At 62.3% G+C, this 21668-nt stretch carries 20 protein-coding genes and 3 pseudogenes; 5 read left to right on the top strand and 18 right to left on the bottom strand.

Going from position 1 to position 21668, the window contains the following annotated elements; all coding sequences use genetic code 11:
* Window positions 1-185 precede the first annotated feature (185 nt).
* Window positions 186-1379: a cytochrome P450 gene (locus tag IVB07_RS39505; RefSeq protein ID WP_247767866.1), complete on the bottom strand. Its 1194-nt coding sequence runs from the start codon at window positions 1377-1379 to the stop codon at window positions 186-188.
* A 147-nt stretch (window positions 1380-1526) separates the two neighbouring features.
* Here IVB07_RS39505 and IVB07_RS39500 point away from each other — a divergent pair, with 147 nt between their 5' ends.
* Window positions 1527-2255, top strand: a complete 729-nt coding sequence (locus tag IVB07_RS39500; protein WP_018456547.1) for a TetR/AcrR family transcriptional regulator — start codon at window positions 1527-1529, stop codon at window positions 2253-2255.
* Between the two features lie 784 nt (window positions 2256-3039).
* Here the strand turns inward: IVB07_RS39500 and IVB07_RS39495 are convergent.
* Window positions 3040-6129: an EAL domain-containing protein gene (locus IVB07_RS39495; RefSeq protein ID WP_247767865.1), complete on the bottom strand. Its 3090-nt coding sequence runs from the start codon at window positions 6127-6129 to the stop codon at window positions 3040-3042.
* A 649-nt stretch (window positions 6130-6778) separates the two neighbouring features.
* Window positions 6779-7336 (bottom strand): hypothetical protein, encoded by a 558-nt coding sequence (locus tag IVB07_RS39490; protein WP_247767863.1) that lies wholly within the window; start codon window positions 7334-7336, stop codon window positions 6779-6781.
* A gap of 5 nt (window positions 7337-7341) precedes the next feature.
* On the opposite strand from IVB07_RS39490, the pseudogene IVB07_RS39485 reads away from it, so the two are divergent.
* Window positions 7342-7446 (top strand): annotated as a pseudogene (locus IVB07_RS39485) (DNA ligase); the annotation flags it as partial.
* The gene (locus tag IVB07_RS40560) at window positions 7418-7543 is read left to right on the top strand and encodes a hypothetical protein (protein ID WP_256464742.1); all 126 of its coding nucleotides are present in this window, start codon (window positions 7418-7420) and stop codon (window positions 7541-7543) included. The pseudogene IVB07_RS39485 and the gene IVB07_RS40560, both read left to right, overlap by 29 nt.
* 42 nt (window positions 7544-7585) lie before the next feature.
* Here the strand turns inward: IVB07_RS40560 and IVB07_RS39480 are convergent, their stop codons facing one another.
* From IVB07_RS39480 to IVB07_RS39465, 4 genes are all read right to left on the bottom strand, one after another.
* On the bottom strand, window positions 7586-8146 hold the full coding sequence (locus IVB07_RS39480; protein WP_256470647.1) for a DNA-directed RNA polymerase subunit alpha C-terminal domain-containing protein: 561 nt from the start codon (window positions 8144-8146) through the stop codon (window positions 7586-7588).
* 677 nt (window positions 8147-8823) lie between these two features.
* Window positions 8824-9237, bottom strand: coding sequence for a hypothetical protein (locus IVB07_RS39475; RefSeq protein WP_245288443.1), 414 nt, complete (start codon window positions 9235-9237; stop codon window positions 8824-8826).
* A 376-nt stretch (window positions 9238-9613) separates the two neighbouring features.
* Complete coding sequence (locus tag IVB07_RS39470) at window positions 9614-9967, bottom strand: hypothetical protein (RefSeq protein WP_247767860.1); 354 nt, start codon at window positions 9965-9967, stop codon at window positions 9614-9616.
* Window positions 9968-10748: 781 nt separating this feature from the next.
* Complete coding sequence (locus IVB07_RS39465) at window positions 10749-10919, bottom strand: hypothetical protein (protein WP_018456540.1); 171 nt, start codon at window positions 10917-10919, stop codon at window positions 10749-10751.
* Window positions 10920-11007: 88 nt separating this feature from the next.
* On the opposite strand from IVB07_RS39465, the gene IVB07_RS39460 reads away from it, so the two are divergent.
* Both IVB07_RS39460 and IVB07_RS39455 read left to right on the top strand, forming a co-directional pair.
* Complete coding sequence (locus tag IVB07_RS39460; protein ID WP_018456539.1) at window positions 11008-11367, top strand: hypothetical protein; 360 nt, start codon at window positions 11008-11010, stop codon at window positions 11365-11367.
* Between the two features lie 2 nt (window positions 11368-11369).
* A complete protein-coding gene (locus IVB07_RS39455) occupies window positions 11370-11573 on the top strand; it encodes a hypothetical protein (protein ID WP_247385372.1) in 204 nt (67 codons plus the stop codon).
* A 529-nt stretch (window positions 11574-12102) separates the two neighbouring features.
* Here IVB07_RS39455 and IVB07_RS39450 read toward each other — a convergent pair.
* The 11 genes and pseudogenes from IVB07_RS39450 to IVB07_RS39400 all read right to left on the bottom strand — a co-directional run bounded on the left by IVB07_RS39450 (window position 12103) and on the right by IVB07_RS39400 (window position 21656).
* A pseudogene (locus tag IVB07_RS39450) lies at window positions 12103-12748 on the bottom strand (FMN-binding negative transcriptional regulator).
* 65 nt (window positions 12749-12813) lie between these two features.
* Entirely contained in the window at window positions 12814-12966 is a 153-nt protein-coding gene (locus tag IVB07_RS39445; RefSeq protein ID WP_039799797.1) for a rubredoxin, read from the bottom strand.
* A 367-nt stretch (window positions 12967-13333) separates the two neighbouring features.
* Window positions 13334-14886 (bottom strand): annotated as a pseudogene (locus IVB07_RS39440) (tripartite tricarboxylate transporter permease).
* Window positions 14887-15354, bottom strand: coding sequence for a tripartite tricarboxylate transporter TctB family protein (locus tag IVB07_RS39435; RefSeq protein ID WP_018456533.1), 468 nt, complete (start codon window positions 15352-15354; stop codon window positions 14887-14889).
* 10 nt (window positions 15355-15364) lie between these two features.
* Window positions 15365-15898 (bottom strand): helix-turn-helix domain-containing protein, encoded by a 534-nt coding sequence (locus tag IVB07_RS39430; RefSeq protein WP_247385366.1) that lies wholly within the window; start codon window positions 15896-15898, stop codon window positions 15365-15367.
* An 87-nt stretch (window positions 15899-15985) separates the two neighbouring features.
* Window positions 15986-16936, bottom strand: coding sequence for a PDR/VanB family oxidoreductase (locus tag IVB07_RS39425; protein WP_247523890.1), 951 nt, complete (start codon window positions 16934-16936; stop codon window positions 15986-15988).
* On the bottom strand, window positions 16937-17449 hold the full coding sequence (locus tag IVB07_RS39420; RefSeq protein WP_247282255.1) for an MOSC domain-containing protein: 513 nt from the start codon (window positions 17447-17449) through the stop codon (window positions 16937-16939).
* Window positions 17450-17481: 32 nt separating this feature from the next.
* On the bottom strand, window positions 17482-19125 hold the full coding sequence (locus IVB07_RS39415) for a thiamine pyrophosphate-dependent enzyme (protein ID WP_247768016.1): 1644 nt from the start codon (window positions 19123-19125) through the stop codon (window positions 17482-17484).
* Window positions 19122-19799: a 3-oxoacid CoA-transferase subunit B gene (locus IVB07_RS39410; RefSeq protein ID WP_247337895.1), complete on the bottom strand. Its 678-nt coding sequence runs from the start codon at window positions 19797-19799 to the stop codon at window positions 19122-19124. The genes IVB07_RS39415 and IVB07_RS39410 overlap by 4 nt, the downstream gene beginning before the upstream one ends.
* On the bottom strand, window positions 19796-20458 hold the full coding sequence (locus tag IVB07_RS39405) for a 3-oxoacid CoA-transferase subunit A (protein WP_018456527.1): 663 nt from the start codon (window positions 20456-20458) through the stop codon (window positions 19796-19798). The genes IVB07_RS39410 and IVB07_RS39405 overlap by 4 nt, the downstream gene beginning before the upstream one ends.
* Before the next feature lie 19 nt (window positions 20459-20477).
* On the bottom strand, window positions 20478-21656 hold the full coding sequence (locus tag IVB07_RS39400) for an acyl-CoA dehydrogenase family protein (protein ID WP_247768015.1): 1179 nt from the start codon (window positions 21654-21656) through the stop codon (window positions 20478-20480).
* Between the last annotated feature and the right edge of the window lie 12 nt (window positions 21657-21668).

Here is a 21668-nt window from a genome sequence, read left to right as displayed (position 1 = left end):
GGAGTCAAACGGTTACACCTAGCAGTGACTGTTGCCCTCTCAATATTTTCCTTGTTCCCGCGTCATCATCGTTGCAGGCGACGAGAAGCAGTAACACCGGATCCGGTGTTGGAATTGGTCGGTTCTAGCCGACTTCGCCTAGGCTTGGCGGCCGCTAACGTGAGCCCCGGCGCGACCGGCCGCGCCTACTGCGTGACAACGCGCACTGGTAACGAGCTGAGCGCACGCAATCCGCTGCTGTCCCGGTAGAGTGGCTCGCCTGCTATCTCAATCGATGCGACACGCCCAGCCAAAGCTGCCAGTACGGCTTCGCCTTCGAGCCGTGCGATCATCTGACCGACGCAGCCGTGGATGCCGGTACCGAACCCGATATGCCCGGCGACGCGCCGGGTGATGTCGAACTGATCGGCTCGCTCCCACCGCGCGTCGTCGCGATTTGCCGATGCAATCAGCAGCAACACCTTCTCGTTTTTGCCGATCGGCACGCCAGCGACTTCGGTTTCGTGCGGCGTGGTCCGGAATACATACGGCGCCGCCGTATCGTAGCGCAGGGTCTCGTCGAACGCCGCGCGCGCCAGCGACGGATTGGCGGCCAGGATGGCCCACTGCTGGGGATGACGGGCAAGGCTGTAGAGCGCCATGCCGATGGCACTGATGGTAGTATCCAGTCCGGCCGAGAGAAAGGATCGGACCAGCAGCGGCGCCTCTTCCTCTGTGATTTCGCCGGTATCCGCCGCCTCATAGACCTGCGCCCCGAAACTGCCGGGAGCCAACGCCTGCCGCAGGCATTTCGCGGCGACCCAGGGCAGCACCTTGGGCGCATGGGCCATCAGGCTTCGGAAGTAGTCGTTCTCCGGCCCCATGCCGGCAAACACCATCGCGCCATAGGTCAGGAAGTTTTCGCGGCCCTCATTGTCGATGCCGAGTGCGTCCGGGAACACGGTCAGCGGGAACACTTCTGCAAGATCGCGGATCGCATCGAACGCCCCCTTCTCGACGAGGTCATCGACCAGCGCGACGGCCTTGGCCTTGAACGCATCTTCCAACTTCCGCATAGCGCCAGGCGACATGATCCGCGCCAGCACTTTACGGGTGCGCGTATGCAGCGGCGGATCCGCCTCAAGGACGATGCTCGGCGGGCGCCAGGGCTTTTCCTTGAAGTAGTTGGCTAGTCCGGCACCGCCGGCATTACTGAAGTTCACATGATCGGCGAAGATTGCCTTGACCTCGGCGAACCTGGGTACGGCGAAGATGCCGTACTTCTCAAGACGGATGATCGGCCCCGCGGCGCGAAGCTCGACATAGGCCTGGTATGGATCGGCGCGGGTATCCGCGCCGAACGGATCGAAGTCACTGCAGGCATGATCGAGCGCCAACATCCCCACTGCTTCCTCCTACTCTCTGCGTTTCTAGTTAATTGACCATAGTCATTTATCTTAAGCGTGGCAAGCCGTGAATGAACGATCTTTCTTTGCTTGTGATTCCAGTGACGTAGCGGCAAGGAGGGACCGGCGGAGATTCGGAAAATGTCGATCAAGCGGTCAGGAAATCCCGAGAGCGCGCGGCGGTTTCAGCGCCGCGCGCGCCAGGAAGCCGACAAGCAGGCGTTACAGGTACGCATCCTTGAAACTGCGCGCAGGGAATTCGCGACGGGCACCCTCGAAACTGTGTCAATCCAGAAGATTGCTGACGCGCTTGGCTACTCGAAGGGCACGGTCCTCAAGTACTTCCCGACCAAGATACTTCTGTTGCTGGCGGTCAAAGAACGGAATCTTGAGGAAATGGCGGATCGGCTCGAGCGCGTCCGCGCGCGACATTCCAACAGCGAGGCCCGGCTGCGGCGTGTCATGGAGACCTATATCGACTACTGGGTCGACAACCCCGATCACTTCCGCTCGCTCTATTCGATGGCTGGGACGGTCGAGGACAGACGCTTTCCTGATGGCGTCTATTTCGGGCAGACCGACATTGCGCGGCGGGGATTTGGGATTTTTGTGACCTCGATCGGCGAGTATCTCTCCGAGCTGGGTGTGGAGACAACGCCGATGCTAACGCAACGACTGGCAACGGCCCTGCTCTGCGCGGCGCATGGAGTGATTTCACTGCCGCTCGGAACGCCAACTATGAAATGGCCGGATATCCGGGGCAACGGCCGATTGGTACTCGGCAATCTCATTGACGCTTGGTCGGCGAAGATCGAAGCCGCGCGGCGGACGGACGCCTGGCCGAAAATTTCAATCATCAATTTCCTTTAGACCGGCCGCACGGAGCCGACAACTCGGTTTGTGAGACTCAACCCCGGCCATGTCTGTTCTATGCCAACCGCGGTCGCCGGCTTGGCCCCTGCTGTATGCCCTACGGCGCTCACCCTCGTCCTTCTTTATGTCCGCGTGACCTGCCTCGTCAGACGTCGACATCTCTCACTACCGTCTCCCTGAATCGGGCCGACCTGCAAAAGGTCAGCGCAGCGCACCACTGAGCGCCGCCTCACAGCTTGGTCGCCATCGTCACCCGGACCGCCCCTGACGGAGCGATCACCGGCTCGCCTTCAGCGCCTGGGCAATCGACGAAATCATCGCCCTATCCGCTCCACGCCCGGCTCGGATCGTGATTCCGTCGACCTCAATCTCGATGATCCCGCTATCCGCCCGCGCGCCGCTTTGCGCTCCCGGTAAGCACTTGGGTCGGTACCCTGCGACCAGCACGGCCGGCACAACCTTTACTTGGGCAGCTTCGGAATGACCGCCTGCTGCTTGTTGCGACTGACGTCGCGAGCCAAACAACTGCTGTGGGTGAAGACTTCAAGCCGCGGCACCGGCTCCGTGATGGCAGTATGGCACTGTGTCCATTCTAAGCCTAACGGTCGAAACCGAACCGCAGACTGGCAGATCACACCCTCATCCGGTAGGTGGCCGCTGAACTGCCCTTACGTTTGCACTGTCGGGCAGCGCTGCGCCGATCCCGGCACGCTGATGCAAACCGAATGCAGTGGCACCGAGATTGTCGCCCTATAAGGCTCCGCAGCGATGTCGCAAGGTTCTATGACGCCGACAGAATGAGCGACTTGGAGTTCTGCCAATAACGAGCTTTCTCGGCCGCAAATCGTTGCGGGCGTCCGATCAAGTAGCCTTGCATCTCGTCGCAGCCCTCCTTAATGAGCAATGACATCTGGTCCTTTGTTTCGATCCCTTCCGCCAGGACCGGCACACCCAGCCCATGGGCGAGCCCGATGATCGCGCGAACGATGGCCAATGATCGCTCGCTCTGTCCCAACGAGGCGACGAAGGACCGGTCGACCTTGATCCTGTCGAGAGGAAATGCCTCAACATAGGACAGCGAGGAATACCCGGTCCCGAAGTCGTCGAGCGCGATCAGGATGCCCAGGCTCTTGAGCGATTGCATCGTCCTCTTGGCGCGCGAGACGTCCTCGATCAGGACGCCTTCGGTGATCTCGACCTCCAGGCGCGCAGGCGCGAGCCCGCTTTCACGCAGCGCCTTGCGGACCTGTGCATCGAGGTTTTCCCTGCGGAACTGCGCGGCCGAGACGTTGACCGCGATCCTGAAGGGCTGGTCCCACGATGCGGCCTCACGGCAGGCCTCCATCAGCACCCAGTCGTCGATCTGGGCAATCGAGCCACTCCGCTCGGCCACTGGGATGAATTCTCCGGGAGGGATGATTCCGCGATCGGGATGCCGCCAGCGAACGAGGGCCTCGTAGCCGGTAGTGTGCCCATCGCGGTGCTGCTGAGGCTGATAATCCAAATAGAGCTCCCCGCGTTCGACGGCGAACCGCAGGTCATGCTCGAGCGCGCGGCGCTCCCGGAGCTGCTGGTCCATCGCGCTCGTGAACAGCCGGATCGCGCCCCTGCCCTCGTGCTTGGCGCGATAGAGCGCTGCATCCGCGTTCGCGAGCAGAGAAACGATGTTATCCGCATCTCTGGGAAACAGCGCCGCGCCGACGCAGAGGTCCAGCTTCAGACCATGACCATCGACTACGATCGGATCCTCGAATGCAGCCCGCATCTTGGTCGCGAGGAGTTCCGCGCTTGCCGACATCGGCTCTTGTTCTGTAATGCCGATGAACTCGTCGCCGCCCACCCGCGCTACGTAGCAGCCTTGTGCGGCTTCCTGAAGGCGCCGTGAGGCTTCGCGCAGCACGGCATCTCCGACCGCATGCCCGAATAGATCGTTGATCTCCTTGAAGTGATCGAGGTCGATACACAGCACGGCGAAGCCGGATCCGGTGACCTCGGCCCGCTCGAACGCAGCCGAGAGGTGCTGATTTAAGGCTGTCCGATTGGGCAGCTCGGTGAGAACATCATGGGAGGCCAGATAGCTGATCCTCTCCTGGGCGCGGTTGCGCTCGGTAATGTCGAACGCCACGCAAACATGGGCTAAACGTCCCTCGTACTGGAGCGGACGAGACTCGATCGCGACCTGTATGAGATCCCCGCCAGCGGTTCTGTGCAGTTCAAAGTCCACAAGGTCATCGGATGGTCCGCACTCCAGCTGCTGCTCGGACATCAGAAGTAGATCCTCGCGCCGATAGCCGTAGTGTCGGCACATCGCTGCGTTCACCGCGAGTAATTGCCGCGTTGTTGTATCGACAACCCACATGGGCAGTGGATTCTCCTCGAAAAGGAGCCGGAACGAGGCCTCCCGACGCTTCAGGTCGGTGATATCGATCCGGACCCCGATGCTGCCTCCATCAGCCGTGCGTCGCTCCTCCACTCGGATCCAGCGATCGTCGGGCAGATGCTGCTCGTGCGAGTATCTTGGCAGAGCATGGCGTGCCAAGCGTTCGGTGAGCCATTCATCCTCCCGCCCAATTGCCTCGGGATATTGCCCCCGCGCCAGCCCAGCCCGCAGGATGCTTTCGAACGGTGTTCCCGTCGCCAGCGCTTCCTGGCTGGCCGCATAGAAATCCGCGTATTGGCTATTCCAAAGGACCAGTCGATCATCCTTGTCAAAGACGGCGAGGCCTTCAGGAACGACCTCAAGCGCCTCGGTGAGATGGGAGTGAGCGGCGCGGGCGGCAGCTTCGGCCTGTTCGGCCGCAGCCGTCGCTTCGGCAAGAGCCATTTCGGTTCGATGCCGCTCCGTGATATCCTCGTGCGTGGCAACCCAGCCTCTGCCCTCCATGGGGCGGTGCCGGATGCGCACAATCCGTCCATTCGTCAGCTCGACGGTCGTATCTGAGTTTTGGGCGATCACCGGGTCACTATTGCGCCAGACCAGATACTGCTCCTTCGAGATCTTCGGTGCGCTGCCGGCCGAGTACCTGAGGTCGACGATGTCATTCAGCTTCATCCCCGGCCGCATGGCTTCTGGATCCAGATCGTAAATCTCCAGATACCTCCGATTGCAGACGATCAGACGCTGATCATCGTCGAAGAAGCATAGGCCCTGGGACATGTTGTTAAGGGCCCGATCGAACCGTTCAGCCACGGCGGTCGCCGTCTGCTCCGCGGCTCTTGCGCGCTCCCCTTCCTGGATCAGGCTGCTATGAGCTTGGATCAGTTGGACAAACGAGCGAAAGTTGGTGTTGATCATCCGGCCGAGCAGCACGAGCAACAACAGCAAATTGATCCCGAGCGAGATCATGATCCCGTCACCCGAAACGAGCAGCACGGTCGCGATTGGGGTGCCGGCAATCAGCATGGTCAGCAGGGACGCCGCTGGAAAGCTGCCGAGGCAGTAGGCCGTGCCGATGCACCCCATGAAGACCAGCAACGCGATGGGCGCGCGCAGACCGGGATCTACGGTCGCGAACAGGGCCAGAATCCAGACAACAAAGCCCGCATTGAGTAGCACCGCGACAACGCGAGTTCGCCTGAGCTCACGGTGCGCCTGCTCCGGCGTGACATCGACCGTTTTCAAGCGGAGCCACTGAACCAACCGGAGCAGGCACAGTGCGAGGAGAGCGGTTGGCAGGCCGAATCTGAGCCAGGCCGATACAGTTAGGGGGAGGACCAGGGCTACACTGATACTATCGACCAGCAGTACAGCGTAGAGAACTGGAACCTGCTTTCGCAAAATCCGGAATTGCTCGATGACCAGCGAACGACCGAGCGGATCCGTTGTATCGCCCACGGCGAACGCGGCACGTAGTCGCGCGAATAAATCCATCGAGATTGTCCTGCCCCCTTCAGAACTTAGGCGGGAGAGACGAACGACGGGTAAAGCCGTTTGGTATCCCGGGACTTAATGGCTTGCTGCAACTGCAAGCTCTTCAGCAGCAGCGAGGCTCAACTTAGCGCAGTTTCCCGTCGTCTCAAAAATCCAAGGTGATCCTGAATCCGGAAGCCGAGCAGTTCCTCAGGCCCTTACAGCGAGCGGGCCCCGGAAGCGTGGCACGGCCGCGGACGATGTATTGGAAATTGGGCTGAACGGTCCAGGCGTCCTTAATATTAATTTAATAGAGCGCGGCCAGAAGTCGTTCGAAGCTTCGTACCCGGCCAATTTGGACCAACCCGGGCTCCCGATAGCCCAAATCGAGCGCCTGCGCCCGCTTTGAGACGAGAGCGTACCGGCTGCGATGCAACTTGTCGTCAGGACGGTTAGCGCGCAAACCGACGAGCTCGAGGCCCGGCGTAGAGATCGATAGCATTGCGGTCGGCGCGCCGCCCCCGGCAACCCTGGCGATCCCGCGGTCATGGTTTGCGGGGCGGATCGTTGACGTGAAAATCACCTCCGTAGCGTTCCGCTCCTGCGGATCGCCCGGACCGACGCCGCCTTGGGGCACCTCGAGATCGACATGCACTGACGAAGCGGCAACTCAACTCATCCGTGTACGCATCCTTCGGAACGCCGCGACGAACCATGTGCGCACCGCGAGGATTGCAGTCCAAAGCTTGGCAAACCACGGGATGGTGAGCAGTTTTGGCTTGACGATGACGAAGAGCCGTTCGACCACGAACAGACTGAGAAGATAGCACGTTGCGATCATCGCCGTCCCGGCGATCCAGTGACCTTCCCCGGCAACGGCGACCGCGACCAATTTCAACGGCTCTACGGTCGCCGTCGGCACCGCCAACAGAAATAGCGATTGGTAGGGTCCAAGATTTTCGACCCGTCGTTTAAGGCTCATGAGCAGCTCCTGATTCTTCAACTGCGCAGCGAGCGGCGACGTTCCATGCTCGGAACATTTGCCGGTCTTTTCCCCTTCGGGGGCACACGGCGATCGAGGAGTTCGGGCATGGAGAAAGATGTCGCGATGCCTGTTGGCGGCCACGATAGCAACGGGCGCATGCGCGGCGACCACGGTGCTGACGGTCGCGCCGACGGAAAGTTGGACGGTGACGTTGGGCCTGGAGATGCCGATGAAGGAGTTCATGAAAGGTCGCTGGGTTCGCCCTGGACGGCAGCCGCTGGGACGGCATCTATGTCGGCCGGCAGAAGGGCGACGAGTTCATCTATGCCGGCGCGGTCGACCACGGCTTCGAATGCGATCACCGGCGTCAAGGAAGCCGCCGATCACGTCCTCGAGGTGGCAAAGACCGAGATGAAACAGCGCGCGGATGATCTTGGCGAAGGTACCTGACACCCAAGCAGCGGGCGAAGCTGATCGTGAACGGAAGGCGGCTTACAAAGCGATCCATTCGGAGACAAAGAGGGGTGGCGACTGCCGATCTAAATCCCAAGTTCGTGTTTGAAATCGAAAGCCTTTCGACGATACGCCGCAAAAAGCGAACGATCTCGGACAGCCCTCGCTCGCGGCGCGACCCGCGCCAAGGCACTCGGTCCTGACCTTGACCGCGTCGCCGGGACGTCGCCGGACAAGGGAGCCGAGCTCGACGCCCTCGCCGCCATGCAACCCGAGGGCCAGGCGCCAATATGCGCGTGGGCTGCCGCAGCCTTCTCGGCGAGGACACTGCAAGAGCGGCCCGGCGTTCGCCTCGCGCGCCGCTCCCGGGTCAGCCGCCGCCACGTCCTTTTCGAGGTGGGTCGCTTCGCGAAGCTCCAATAGTTGACGCAGATGGCGAACGGAGGCGGCGCCGAGGTTCTGGAAGCTCAGCAGATCGGCATCGGCCATGTTCCGGACCTCGCCGACAGTCTTGACGCCCTCGATCTCGAGCGCATTGCGAAGACGGGACGGCAAGTCAATTTGATCAAGAGGGGCTTCGTCTGAAAAGTGAATGGGCACAACGGGGTTTGGTGAAGAAGACGGCTAGTATGTGATTAGGCGCAAAACCTGACGGCAGCCTTACCGCTGCGCCTCGGTCGCCATCCAGCATAGCCGCCTTCGGGCGCGCAGGTAATCCTAGTAGCGGATGGTTGGGTCCACGTTCCGGGCGGCCTTGAACGCGGCCTTGAAGTCGAATAGTTCGCCGCACGGCCTCCATCTTCTCGATGGCGGCGTGAAAGGCCGCCACCGCGGCGCGAGCGCCCTCTAGAGAGCCTGGCCACTATTTCCTCGAGCTTACGCGCGATGACAAGGGGCTTGCCTGGACGGAGTGCTTCCAATCTGAGGCGGAAGTGATCGCCGCGGATGCAGCAATAGACGATGCGGCCGGCTGGTCGTCGACGGTCGCATCGTCCGCCGCGCCGATGTGCCCGGCCTCCGTCGATCCAGATCGCCGCGACGTCGCCGGCGCGGAGGTAATTGTCAGCCAGGTCGTCGTCGTGGCGAGCCTTGCCAACGTCGCCCAACACGATCCGTGGTTTGCGTCGATCGCGTCAACCTGTCTCCGTTTTTACCGCCTGACACGGCGATCATGCATGGCCGCTGCCAGAATACCGACTGCCACGCCCATGATGATGATCCAGACAACAAGTCCCGCGTACCAAGGAAGCACGTTGGTCATCGTCACTCCTTCTGGTCTACGCCGACCGGCGCTCTCGTGGCGTCCGCCCCCTCCTCCCGGGACGCCCCTTGCGATCATTGACGCGACGTTGCGGCGTATTGGAAAGCGGCGGGGGACCCCTCGACGGCGCGTCATCGATCAAGTCATCAAGTGTCGGCTCGTGCTCGGCTGGTGGACGCTCCAGCGCGGCGAGAAAGGCCCTGCCCGCGTCGGTTATGCGCCACTCGCCAGGCTCGCGCACAATCAGCTTCTTGCCGAAGATGTCCACGCTGCCGCCGGCACGGGTCTCCATGCGCTTCATCCGCGCCGTCCATTCCGGCCCGCTGGTCATGAGCACGGCAAGATAGCGCTTCAGCTCTTCGAGCGTCGCCCGGCCGCTGGGATGGCCGTCCAGAACCTTGAGGATAGTGAGCTGAAAACTCAACGCCACACTCCGCAACGAAATCATTAAATATGATGATGAGCCTACATCGGACCATGCGGCTGTCCAGAACGAATTGGGAAGAGAACCCGCATTCTGGGCTTTCCTCCCGCTCAGCACCGACCTTGCAAATGCCAAGACCGAAGCATTAGGCCTGCCCCGCCAAGCTCGCCGGCCGCGGGCTCGGCCCAAAGGGCCGCTCGGCGTCCTCCGCTTACCGGGCGGCCCGGGGCCGAAAGGGTCTTGGCGACCGTTCCCGCAGGCCTCATCGGGCAACCGGATGCGGCTCACACCTTCATTCGGCTGTCCAACACCGAGACCTATCTGAGGCTGAAGAAATGAACGCGTCGGGCACGCCGCCGCCTGCCGCCGCTCGCCGCGATCTTCACCTCAATGAGCAGGCGATCGACGGTCGCGGCGTTGATGGCCAGAACACGATCACGGTCCGCCTGGCCAAGCTGCAATCGGCCATATTGCTCGCGGGCAGCAAGGTCGGGATCATCGCCTTGAGCCGCTTGCCCCACGCCCAATCCCACGCCTCCCACAGCGCCGTCATCGCGTCCTTGATCGTCGCACCATATCTACGCTTGCGCTCTCGACGTGCTGCAGCTGCGCAGGCCCAGCCATTGCGCGTCGCCGGAGTGCGCGCACCGCGCTGCTGCAGTGATCGGCGATAAGTTGTCCAGTCGTCGTGCGAGGAGAACACCATCGGCGGCAACGCGCCCTTCCCGGGGTTCATCGAGCCGCCTGTCTCACCAGGGGGTAGCGTGCCTGTCTCATTGCCCCAGCGGCCTCCAGCCCGTGTCTGCTGCTAATCTGCAAGACTGACTGAGCCAAGTACAAGAGCAGCTATGGGCACGCCCAGGATAGCAAGCCGGAGCTTGCTAAGAGCCGGCGAAATGGCGTTGCCGCCCTAGCTGTGGTCCCGCGCTGGCCAGCGCTCCGCCACCTGAACCTTTACGCTGACCGTTCAGACGAATGAATGTCCGGGATTTTGCTAATCCCTCTCGGGGCTGGAACGCCGCCTGCGCTTTATTTCAAGCGGGCGGCGTTTTCTTATGGCGTTCGTGGAGCTTGCGGTGCCCTCCGCCCGCCCAGCGGGCAACAAAACGGCCCCAGCGGGGGGGCTGCAGGCTGGGGCCGCCATTCCATCCCGGACAATAATCGGCGGTAAGGCGTCCGGGGTGGGACAAGTTCCAGAGGAACCAGAGGTTCCATCAATGGCCTTAAAGAACGGGCCCGGTGTACCCTGGAGGACGGGCCGATCGCTCAGCAGTCGGAAAGGAGTTGTTCGGCTACAAGGCCGCACCGTACAGGATCGGCAGGGCTGACCTTGATGCCGATCAAGCACCTGAATGTTAAGCGGCTTCTTGAGGCCGTTCGCGCGGTGACATGGCAGACCTACGTTTTGCCTGCCCGCGACAAAACTCCGCTGCAACCTCCATGATCGTGCCGCCCACGATTGACTCTGGGCGCGTGTCAAAGGACGATCCCCGCCGCCGGCAATGGGGCGAGGCTACTCAATGATGGATCGGACGAACCTGCGCTATCTTCTGCGTCTGCTTGAACATGGCCCATTTGAACGTCGCCCGCGCGGTGGCTGGCGCTTCGGCACCAAGGTGATCAGCGACGCGGTTGTCGAACGGCTGCTCGTCAGCGGTCGAGTCGAGATAGTCGGCTTGACGCTGCAACTCGCAGCAATGCCACCCTCAGGGCCGAGCCGATCCCGGAACGAACGACCGTCAGCAGGATTGCCTTTCTCGCAGTAGGAGTTGCGTCATGCGTCATGCGCCGTCCATCGTGCCGCTGGATCGGCTCGACCGGGACATCTACCTCGTCCTGGAGGATTTCGGTGCCCGGGCCGGCTGCTCATGGCGCGAGACCGACGAGCAGGACACCGACTTCGAGACGATCATCCGCGACCTCATCACGGGCCAGTACGCCTATCCGGTCCGGATCGTGGCTTTCAACGCCGTTGATGGCTGGTCGCGCGACGCCACCAGCGAGGTCGCAGATGAGCTTGGTGAGCGCGCCGCGGGCAACGCCGAGATCACGCCAGCCCTGCGCGCCTTCATCGAAGCGAATGCTACCCGGCCGTTTGCTGTCCAACTGGCACTTCCACTGCGCGGAGCTGTGTGAGCATGGCGCCCCTGGCCGCCGCCTCGAGCAGAGCTATTGACGCCATGAACGCACTGGCCAACTACCTGACACGCGAGGACGACGCGCAGACCACGGTCGATTGGCTGCACCGCATCCTGGATCGCGACGGCCTCCGCGACGCTATCACCGAGGTCTTGGTTGACGCGAGGGTGCATCCGCGGCCGAGAGCTGACGTGCCGGAATAGACGGTCTGGCCAGGGCAACCGTCAGAAGCCGTGCATTAGCAGGTCAGCTCGTGACGCGATCGCTGCCCGATGTCCGAGAACGGGGAACAGGCGACCTCCCGTATGAAGTTGAGCTACACGGCCGTAGCCCAATCGACCGAATGCCGCCCTGGCCGCTGCGGCAGGATAGGGACGAGCAGACAATTGCAGCGAGAATGACCACGGAAGCTAAAGGACGACTCAGGGAGAGCCCGCCATTGACTGGCTTGCGCGCGCGACATTCCAACAGCGAGGCCCAGCTGCGGCGTGTCATGGAGACCTATATCGAACTGGGTCGACAACCCGATCACTTCCGCTCGCTCTATTCGATGCGAGGGCCGCTGAGAGATTCGATAGCCCTTAACTGATTGCCTGCTAAGAGCTGCACTCTGCTTTGCAGTTGGAGCGCAAGGCCGCCAAAATGAGCAGGTCAACCGAGGTGTTTCGATCGGAGATCGTTGCGGTATCGACGATCGGCGTCGCCGCGATGCTCTTTTTTGGGGATCTCTGGCTATGAGGCCTGCTCCGCCTTGACGGCGGCAACGGCCAGCATCGCGTCGCCGATCATGTTGCCCTGTGCCTTCAGGGCATTGCCGGCGCCGACGCATATCCCGGACCTCTTTGTTCTGGCTGAGCTTCGACTTGCCGACCAGGCGTGTGATCTCGATCTCGATGCCGACGATCATCTTGAGCATCGTGTCGATGTAGTCCTTGGGGCTGTCGGTCATCTTCCAAGGATTGGCCTGTTTCGCCTCATGAATGCGCGTCAGGCGCGCAACCATGCCGCGGACGTAACGCTCATCATCGCGGATCGTGACACGTCCGTACACATGCGCAACCATGTAGTTCCACGACGGGACCTGCTTCTTGAACTCGACCTTGCTCGGATACCAGTTCGGCGCGATGTAGGCATCCGCGGCGCGGAAGACGATCAGAACCTCATCACCGGTGGCGAGATCCTGCCAAACAGGGTTCGCACGAGCTACATGCGAATGAAGCACGCCCTGCTGACCTTCGTGCGCATGCAGTTCGAACGGAATATGATTCGCGTCGAGTCCACTCTTCCCGTTCGTAAAGAGGATGCCGAGCGGATTATTTTCAATGAGATCGTGAAGCACCTCGGCGCGAGCCTCAACGAAGTGCGGAGGGACGTACATGACAACTCCTTGGCTATTGCAGGACGCTGTGCACCCTTAGGTCGCGCAGCATCAACAGGCTTGGTTCAGACCTCGGTCATCTCGAATTCACTCTTGCCAGCACCACAGTCGGGGCAGATCCAATCTGCGGGCACGTCCTCCCAGCGGGTGCCGGGCGGAATGCCCTCGTCAGGCCATCCGTCTCGCTCGTTGTAAATGAGCCCGCACAGCGCACACATCCAGGTCTTGTAGACAGGCGCATCGCCCGCGATTTCCGTGTTCACGTGAGCAGTTTCGTTGCTCATGACAACTTCCCCTATTCCTGTGGCAGGTTCATCACCTCCGTTTAGGGCAAGGCTGGCCTATCCAACAGTGCCAGATGACTGCAGTTTTACCGGACCAGTTTCTTGCCTGCGATACTACTCTTCCTTTTGTTTCGCCGATCGTGATCATCACCTGCACCTTGCGTTTGCTGGCGTGCCGATGCTGCGCCATCGCGCGGGTAGCGCGTTCGTCGAGATACGCCTCATCTTGGGGCTCTTGTTGCCTGGAGTGCCTGTCGTCTTTATTGGCCCGCGAAGCGACCTGCTCTTGAACGAATGAAGCTCACTCGGCAGGCCGGGCGGTCGAGACGGCGTTCCCCTCCGCATTGTCGTGCGCCGCAAGAGCCTTCGGCTTGCGCAAACGCACATAGACCTGCGCCGCCAGAAGCGTCACGCAAAGAAAAAGAAAGAACGCGCTGATCGGCCGCTCGACGAAAATCATGGCGTCGCCGCGCGAGACCAGCAGCGAGCGGCGAAAGTTCTCCTCCAAGCGTGGCCCCAGGACAAAGCCGAGCAGGATCGAGGCCGGGTGGAAATCGAGCAGCAGGAGTAGATAGCCGATCAATCCAACGACGACGGTCTCGCCGACCTGGAACATGTCGTTGTTGGTCGAGTAGACGCCGATCGCGACGAAGAACAGCGCGCTTGGATAGAGATATTTATACGGAATCATGAGGAGCTTCACCCAGAGCCCGATCAGCGGGACGTTGAGCAAGACCAGCATGACGTTGCCGATCCAGAAGCTCGCGATCAGGCCCCAAAAGATGTCGGGGTGCTCTTTGATCAGTTGCGGACCGGGTACGATGCCCTGAATCATCAGCGCACCCAGGATCAGCGCCATGACTGCGTCCCCGGGAATACCAAGGCTCATTGTCGGAATGAAGTCGCCCTGTACCGACGAATGCGTCGACGCCTCTGGACAGGCGACGCCTTCGATCATGCCGGTGCCGAACTTCTCCGGCGTCTTCGAAATCTTTTTCTCGGCTGCGTAAGAGATAAAGGAAGCGATCGTTGGTCCCGTTCCCGGAATGAGCGAGCAAAGGCTCCCGATGATGGTGCCGCGCAACATCGCAGGGATGGAACGGCGCAGTTCGTCGCGTGATGGGCGCAGATCGCGCAAACCGACTTTCGAATAGCGCGTGTTCACCTCGGAGTATTGGTTCACGCTCTTCATGAACTCGGCGATACCAAATAGGCCGAGAGCGAGTCCGACGAGTTCGATGCCGTCAAGGAGATTGGGATGCCGAAGGTGAAGCGCTCCGAGCCGGTCTCGACATCCGTTCCCACGATTCCTAGAAACAGGCCGAGCAACGTCATGGCGATGCCTTTGAGAGGCGAGCCTTTCGCCAGCGTCGAACCGGCGAGCAGGCCCAGAAGCATCAGCGAGCATATTTCAGTTGGACCGAACTCCAGCGCGACCTTCACCAGCACCGGAGCCAGAAAGATCATTTCCAGGATGCCCCAGGAAGCGCCGACGAACGACGATAGGACCGTGATGCCGAGCGCCGCACCGCCGCGGCCCTGCTTCGTCAGCGGAAACCCATCGAGGCACGTCACCGCGTGCGGCGGATGGCACGGTAAGTTGAGCAGGATCGAACAAATCGCGCCGCCGTATTGGGCCCCATAGAAGACTCCTGACAGCATCAGGATGGCGCCGACCGGCTTGATGCCGAACGTCAGCGGCAGCAGCACCGAGATGGTGGCGAGTGGCCCCATTCCCGGCAGGACGCCCACCATGTTACCTACGAGGACGCCGACAAAACACCACATGAAATTCTGCGGCTCGAAAGCGACACCGAAGCCGTACCAGAGATCGGAAAGCGCGCTCGCGAACATCTAAAACCCCCAACGGTACAGCGGGAAAGGAACCTTGAGCACGTAGGAAAACAGGAGGCAGCCGACGACCGCGACGACCGCGGCCAGGACGGCTGATCCTTTCAGCGTGGCGGTCCTGTCGCCGAGCGCGGAGACGAAGACGCACATGAAGGTGGCCGCGGCCATTCCGAAATAGAGGCCGAAGAGGACGAACATCAGAGGACCCGCGAGGATGCAGGCCCAGCCACGCCATTCCATCGCCGCGGGCAAGACGCGCTCTCCCTCTTCGAGAGGCGTCGCCAATCCGGTGACGAAGATCAGGGCTCCGACGAGAACCATCATGAGGCCGAGCATCAACGGAAACATGCCCGGTCCCACGTGCGCGAAGGTCCCGAGCGAATATGTTGCTGAGTTGACGCCGATCCCGGCGCCCAGCAGCACCATGAGCAGCCCGGCGTAGAAGTCCTTCTTCCGCAGCATCATCGGCATATCGGCACCTCTAGTTGGTTTTGGTCGCTATCACGACGAGCGCCGAGGCTGGTTCGGAAGACACCTGCGTCAGCTTGTGCGGAATCGTGGAGTCGAACTGGACGCAATCGCCCGGCTTCAATGTCTCCTTGCGCTTTCCGATGACGAGCTCGATCCGGCCGGAGAGAATGAACAGGATTTCCTCACCTTCGTGGTGACTCATGATGCGACCGCGTTTCGCTGTCTTGGTCGGTCGCACGATAAAGGCGCGCATGGTGCGGTCGGGAGCCAGACCGGCGACGAGCGACAGGTGCGTGTCGACGTCGCCGGCCTTCCCGTTCTTCGCGCGGACAATCGTGATCGGGTCGTGGTCGTCCGGCTGGCCGTAGAAGCGGTCTAAGGTCGTTCCGAGAGCCGCGGCGATCTTGAGGGCGGAGCCTATCGACGGAGAGGAGAGCCCGCGTTCCAGCTTGGAAAGATAGCTGCGGGTCAAACCGGAATCGGCGGCAAGCTGCTCCAGCGTCATGCCGCTCTGCACGCGAAGGAATTTGAGGTTGAGTGTCATTGCGCTCGGCTCTTTCCCAAGTTATTGCCCGCATCGATCTCGCACCAAATCACCGATAGTTCCAACCTTAGAACGGGTGCCGACTGATCACAGATCCAGCACTAGCCTTTGTCCGGCGCAATCGCCCACGCAGACGATGAGCTCATTCTGCCGCTCAGCAGGCGAAAGCACGCGATCGCGATGGATGGGCGGCCCCTCGGTCCAGCGCGTGCGGCAGGCGCCACAGATGCCGCCGCCGCAGGACACGGGGACGTCGACGCCGAGGGCATCGAGCGTTCCGAGAAGACCAACATCTGGCGTGACAGTTGCAAGCTTCTGGCTCCCCGACAGATACAGCTCGTAGGGAGGCACGTCGCTTCGGGCGATGGCCTTGGGCGGGGTGAACATTTCAATGTGTTTGCGCTCTTCCGGCCAGGCCGAGACGGCATCTTCGAAAGCCTTCAGCATCGCTGCGGGTCCGCAGCAGGCCGCTAGGCCACATCTGGCAAATTCCCCGACAATTTCGGCGATGACGGGCTTGGCCTGCGCGGTCGTATCGTAGAGGCGGACACGGCCTGCTCCGATTGCCGGCGCGATCATATCGGTCAGGACCGGTCGTCCGCGGCTGGTCCAGTGCAGCACGTAGTTCGAGCGCCCTCGTCGTTCGAGATGCCGAATTGCGGAGATGAACGGGGTTACGCCGATGCCTCCCGCGAGGAATACGTTCGTTCCCTCCTGGTCCAGTGCGATCCCGCCGCGCGGCAGCGAGACCGAAATCGGCTCTCCCGCCTCCACGCGATCGTGCAGGAAGTTCGAGCCGCCGCGTCCTTCGCGTTCGCGCTTCACCGCGATCACGTAGCGCCGATCATCGTCCGGTTCATTGCAGAGCGAATAAGTCCGGACGAGACCCTGGTCCAGGTGAACGTCGATATGGGCCCCGGCCCGAAAGGGTGGCAGCTCCCAATCGTCCTGGTCGACCAGCGTGAAGCGCTTGGTGTCGTTGCCGAGATCCTCGACCTTCGAGACGACGGTGGAGACCGTCTTGATCGCCTTCGCCATCTAGATCGGCCTCACGGCGTCGCCTACGCGTAGCGTGCCCCCTGCGATGATCTTGCAGTTCAGCCCCGACCGGTTGATCAACGGATCGAAGACGGACTTGCCGAGTATCTCCTCGATGTGCCGGCACGGCGTTGAAAGGCGGGTCGCCTCGACAATCGCTTCTCCGAGCCGGAAGCGACGGCCGACGAGATGATTGAGCGGGACGCCTTCGACGGTCACGTTCCGGCGATGTTCCTCGGGCAGCAACTCAATCTTGTGGTCGCGTTGCAGGGCCTCGAGCGTCTCCATCTCGAACAGGGTGACCTGCCGCCCCTCCTCCGGCTTGTGGGAGTAGAATCCTGTTTCGTGGCCGGCGAAATATCGATCGCCCTCGATACCGCGTCCAGCGACGAGCTCGAGCGAGGGAAACGAGCGCATCGGCAAAAAGGCACGCGGGGTCTTGTGCAAAAAGCGGACGACGCCCTGCCAGGACATGGTGACCTCGGGCTCATCGATTGCGGTCGCGTCCATCATGTTCTCTCCATGGGCCTTAATCCGAACTGGTCTCAACGTGATGCGGCGAGCGATTTGTCAAGGGTCTGGCGCACGTCTGATCGCACCTCGATGACGGCCGGTCCCTTGGTCGTCATCGCCTCTGCGACCGTCGACGGAGCACTCTCCGCGTCCTCGATGATGAATCCCTTCGCGCCGAAGGCACGCGCCAAGGCAGCGAAGTCGGGATTTGAGAGGTCAGTGCCGTAGGGACGATCTGGAAAGGCTCGCTCCTGGTGCGACCGGATGGTCCCGTAGGACTGGTTGTTGGATACGACGATCGTGAGGTTCGCGCCTCTGGCGACGGCCGTCGCAAGCTCATTGCCCGTCATCAGGAAGCCGCCGTCTCCGCAGAAGGCAACCACCTGCCGCTCCGGAAAGCGAAGGCTGGCAGCGAGCCCGGACGGGACCCCACTGCCCATCGCCCCGCAAGCCGAGCCGAGCAGCCGCGCGGTCGGCTCGAGGCTGAAGATGCGATGGACCCATCCGGCGAAATTGCCTGAATCCGTCGTGACGATGCCATCGGGCCTGAAGTGCGCGGCGATCGCCGCCACCGCGTGACCGAAGACGTCCGCCGATGGTACGCCGAACTGAGGCCAACCATGCGTGGCCGTCCGCGCCGCGGCAGCCGCGGAGGACCACTCGGCGCAGGCCCGCGCCGTCGCGGGAGCTGCGAGCATGGCCGACACGAATGCATGCGATCCAGAGACGACGGCGACGTCGGTTCGGACGCGCTTTCCGATCGCATCGGGATCTGGATAGACATGGATCAATGGCTGGCGAGGCTCGGCCTGTCTCGGAAACGCAAAGCCGAGCGAGGACAGATCGCCCAGACGGGTTCCGACAGCAACGACGAGGTCGGCGCGTTCGAGCAGTTTCACATGAGGCTGAGACGTGAAGAACCCGAACTGACCCGCCCACAGCGGGTGAGAGTTCGGGAACTGGTCCTGCATTTTGTTCATAGTGACGACCGGCACGTTCCATTTCTCGGAAAACGCGATCAGATCTTGGCGGAACGATGCCGTCCGGCATTCGCCGCCGACGAGCAGGATCGGCCTCTCCGACGCCGTCAACGCCGCCCTCGCCTGTTCAATGGCCGCAGCACCGGGCTCCGGACGCACAGCTCCGTTGGCTGTGGCCACAATTCCCTCGGCCGGGTCTTCAAGGAGATCTTCCGGCAGTTCGACGGCGACGGGACCTGGCGTTCCCGCATGGGCCACGGCGAACGCACGGGCCATCATCTCCGGAACGAGATCGGCCGAGTTCAGACGCACCGACCACTTCAGCACGCCATCGAAAGATCGGCCACAGTCGATCTCCTGTACCGCGTCCCTTGCGAGGTTCGGACGGTCGACTTGACCGACCAGCATCACCAGCGGAATCGCCTCCTGCGCCGCGACGTGAAGTCCGAGCGCGGCGTTGAAGGCGCCCGGACCACGGCTCGCCATCACGACGCCTGCGCGCCCTGTGAGTTTGGCGTCCGCGACGGCCGCGAGGCTCGCGCTTCCTTCGTGCCGGCAGGTCACCAGATCGAAGTCGTTACGGTCACGCAGCGCGTCCAGCAGCGCCAGAAAGCTTTCTCCCGGTACGCCGAAGGCCCTGTCCACCCCGTGCGCGATGAGACAGTCCGCGACGAGTTCCGCGACGCGATAGGTCATGCGACGCTCCCGTCCTGCCTGATGGTCAGGGGATCACCCAGCACGCGCAGTGGCGCCTCCGTCCGATCTCGCAGCGCCTCGATCGCGAGGCCGTCGAGTAGGGCCCGAACGGTCAGGCCGTCCTCGGCTACGTCGATGATGCAGAGGTTGGTGAAGATGCGGGTCACCACTCCGCGCGCCGTGAGCGGATATCCACATCGCTCCACGATGCGGGAGCGGCCATCCTTGGTGGTGTGGTCCATCATTACCCAGATCGACTTGGCGCCGACCGCCAGATCGATGGCTCCGCCGATGCCGGGCGGAGACCCGTTGTCACCCGTCGTCCAGTTGGCGAGATCACCACTCTTGGACACCTGAAAGGCGCCGAGCACGGCCACGTCGAGATGACCGCCTCGCATCATCGCGAACGAGAGGCTGGAGTCGAAGTAGGAACCGCCGGTCCGGATCGAGATGGGCATCTTCCCTGCATTGATGAGATCCCAGTCCTCTTCGCCCGCCGCCGGCTTCGGACCTACGTTGAGGACGCCGTTCTCGCTGTGAAGGATCACGCCAGACCCCTCCGGCAGGTAGTCGGCGACGTGCGTCGGGGCGCCGATACCGAGATTGACGAATCCTTCCTGCGGCAGATGAAGTGCGACCATGCGCGCCAGCGCATCGCGTGCAAGCGGTGTCATCGGGAGCTCCTTGCGAAAACGCGATCGACGAAGATGCATGGAGTGACTATGGCTTCCGGATCCAAATCGCCGACGTTGACCACGCGGTCGACTTCCACGGCGACCGTCCGGCCGGCGGTCGCCATCACCGCGCAGTGGTTGCGCGCCGTCTTGTTGTAGGTGACGTTGCCGAGCGTGTCGGCGAGATGACCTTTGACGAAAGCGAAATCTGCATGAAGCGGTAGCTCAAGAATAAATTCGCGCCCGTCGACGACGATCTTCTCCTTGCCGTCAGCGAATACCGTCCCGACGCCGACGGGAGAAAGGAAGCCGCCGAGACCGGCGCCGCCCGCCCGGATGCGCTCCACCAACGTGCCCTGCGGAACGAGTTCGAGCTCGACCGTGCCGGCACGATATTGTTCGGCGAACTGCTTGGCGCTGCGCGGATAGGAGCAGACGATCTTGCGAACGATCCTGGCTTCGAACCACAGCGACAGATCGTCCTCCGTGGAGCCGGCGTTGTTCGATATCAGCGTCAGGTCGCGGACGCCCCGGTCGAGCACCGCCTTGACCACTCCGAGCGGAAGCCCCGCTCCGCCGAACCCGCCCATCATGACGGCGTCACCGTCCTTGATGCCTTCCACGGCCGCCGCCGCGTCTTCAACCACTACGTTGCGCATCGTACATCCGCCGTCTCTGCTACGGGATTGATTTGAGGTACGTCGTTGACAGGCCACGGCCGACCCGGTCGAGCAGCATCTCGTTGGTGCCGTCGGCGTAGGCCGCCATCCGGACCTCGGCGAAATGCATGTTCAGGCGGTGGGCTGCGCCGGCGCCCGTCGCGCCGACGATCCGGACGCACTGATCGATGCCCCAAAGCGCGGTGTCGACAGCGAACTTCTTGGCTTGCGCAGCGAGGGCGACCGGATTTCCCCCGGTCTGTATCTGCTCGGCGGCGCGGAAGACGAGCGCGTTCGCGGCCTCAAGCCGGACCGACACCTCCGCCAGCTCCCAGCGCAGGCCCTGATGTTCGGTCAGCGGCTTTCCAAAGGCCTGCCGGCCTTCGCAGTAGTCCACCGCCTCGCACAGCGCCGCATACAGAGTCGCGACGCACATGGCGGCCACGTGAACGCGGGCCGCGTTGACCGACGCCATCGATGCCTTGAGCGCGGCGCCCGGCGCTGCGATCAGACACCAATCGGGAATGAAGTGAGCGTCGAAGGCCACTTCGGCCAGACGGAAGGAACGCGCTCCGGGAACGACGATCTCGGTGCGCTTCACCGTCTCGGCTTGGCCGAAGGGCACGTAAAAGCTGGCGATCTCACCCGCCCCCGCAGCGTCTCGGACGCGGGCCAGGACGATCAGACCACCGACCAGCAGGCCGTCGGTCATCCACGCCTTGGTGCCGCTCAGAGCCCAGCCGCCGTTGACTGGAATCGCGGTGGTGGTCAGGGCGGAGACATCGCTGCCACCGGCTGGCTCCGTCATGGCGGTTGTCAGAAGAAGCTCGCCGCGCAACGCGGGCTGCAGCAGACGCTCGATCTGGATCGACGTACCGGTTTGTGATAGGCGCGTCGCTCCGCCTTGATGGTGGTTCAGGCAGAACGCTGCCGCAAACCCGTGGTGCGACATTTCCTGCGCGACGCGGACTTTGCACAGATAAGACGCTTCCAAGCCACCGTGAGCGCGCTTGGCCTGGAGGCCCAGCATGCCGAGAGCGGCCCACTCGGCGATCCACTTCTGCGGGAACGCGTCACCTGACATGTGCGCGGCGAAGACGCTGTCGGAGAAGGCACCGGCGCAGAACGCCCGCGCCTTCGCCACGTGATCACGCTCTTCGGCGGAGAGATGAACGTCGTACTGGTGATAGAAGTCCACAGGAGATCCTTC

This window comes from Bradyrhizobium sp. 172 (genome assembly GCF_023101065.1).
GTDB classification, from domain to species: domain Bacteria; phylum Pseudomonadota; class Alphaproteobacteria; order Rhizobiales; family Xanthobacteraceae; genus Bradyrhizobium; species Bradyrhizobium canariense_D.
Note: the sequence above shows the minus strand (reverse complement) of the source record. Positions and strands in the feature narration are given on the sequence as shown.

Bases quoted from the DNA above. Each gene is read 5' to 3' on its own strand.
- IVB07_RS39505 (WP_247767866.1), bottom strand. From the start codon at position 1,379: ATGTTGGCGCTCGATCATGCCTGCAGTGACTTCGATCCGTTCGGCGCG.
- IVB07_RS39500 (WP_018456547.1), top strand. From the start codon at position 1,527: ATGTCGATCAAGCGGTCAGGAAATCCCGAGAGCGCGCGGCGGTTTCAG.
- IVB07_RS39495 (WP_247767865.1), bottom strand. From the start codon at position 6,129: ATGGATTTATTCGCGCGACTACGTGCCGCGTTCGCCGTGGGCGATACA.
- IVB07_RS39490 (WP_247767863.1), bottom strand. From the start codon at position 7,336: ATGAACTCCTTCATCGGCATCTCCAGGCCCAACGTCACCGTCCAACTT.
- IVB07_RS40560 (WP_256464742.1), top strand. From the start codon at position 7,418: ATGCCGGCGCGGTCGACCACGGCTTCGAATGCGATCACCGGCGTCAAG.
- IVB07_RS39470 (WP_247767860.1), bottom strand. From the start codon at position 9,967: ATGAACCCCGGGAAGGGCGCGTTGCCGCCGATGGTGTTCTCCTCGCAC.
- IVB07_RS39460 (WP_018456539.1), top strand. From the start codon at position 11,008: ATGCGTCATGCGCCGTCCATCGTGCCGCTGGATCGGCTCGACCGGGAC.
- IVB07_RS39455 (WP_247385372.1), top strand. From the start codon at position 11,370: ATGGCGCCCCTGGCCGCCGCCTCGAGCAGAGCTATTGACGCCATGAAC.
- IVB07_RS39445 (WP_039799797.1), bottom strand. From the start codon at position 12,966: ATGTGTGCGCTGTGCGGGCTCATTTACAACGAGCGAGACGGATGGCCT.
- IVB07_RS39435 (WP_018456533.1), bottom strand. From the start codon at position 15,354: ATGCCGATGATGCTGCGGAAGAAGGACTTCTACGCCGGGCTGCTCATG.
- IVB07_RS39430 (WP_247385366.1), bottom strand. From the start codon at position 15,898: ATGACACTCAACCTCAAATTCCTTCGCGTGCAGAGCGGCATGACGCTG.
- IVB07_RS39425 (WP_247523890.1), bottom strand. From the start codon at position 16,936: ATGGCGAAGGCGATCAAGACGGTCTCCACCGTCGTCTCGAAGGTCGAG.
- IVB07_RS39420 (WP_247282255.1), bottom strand. From the start codon at position 17,449: ATGATGGACGCGACCGCAATCGATGAGCCCGAGGTCACCATGTCCTGG.
- IVB07_RS39415 (WP_247768016.1), bottom strand. From the start codon at position 19,125: ATGACCTATCGCGTCGCGGAACTCGTCGCGGACTGTCTCATCGCGCAC.
- IVB07_RS39410 (WP_247337895.1), bottom strand. From the start codon at position 19,799: ATGACACCGCTTGCACGCGATGCGCTGGCGCGCATGGTCGCACTTCAT.
- IVB07_RS39405 (WP_018456527.1), bottom strand. From the start codon at position 20,458: ATGCGCAACGTAGTGGTTGAAGACGCGGCGGCGGCCGTGGAAGGCATC.